The organism is Pseudomonas sp. RW3S2 (assembly GCF_014268955.1).
In the GTDB taxonomy this organism is placed as follows: domain Bacteria; phylum Pseudomonadota; class Gammaproteobacteria; order Pseudomonadales; family Pseudomonadaceae; genus Aquipseudomonas; species Aquipseudomonas wayambapalatensis.
Window position 1 is genome coordinate 1 of the sequence record NZ_JABWRM010000057.1, and the last position, 240, is coordinate 240.

1 tRNA gene is annotated in these 240 nt (G+C 56.7%); it reads left to right on the top strand.

What is annotated here, in order from left to right:
• The first annotated feature begins 164 nt into the window (after positions 1-164).
• Positions 165-240, top strand: a tRNA-Glu gene (locus tag HU748_RS26200).

Consider the following 240-nt stretch of genomic DNA (forward strand, 5'->3'; position numbering starts at 1 on the left):
GAATAGCTCAGTTGGTAGAGCACGACCTTGCCAAGGTCGGGGTCGCGAGTTCGAGTCTCGTTTCCCGCTCCAGTTTTCACGGTATTGCTTTAGGCAGTGCTGGGAAATAAATCCAGTGTAAGCCGCGAGGCTTTATCGCTGGTGCGCTGAAAAGCGTTGGGTATGTCCCCTTCGTCTAGTGGCCTAGGACACCGCCCTTTCACGGCGGTAACAGGGGTTCGAGTCCCCTAGGGGACGCCA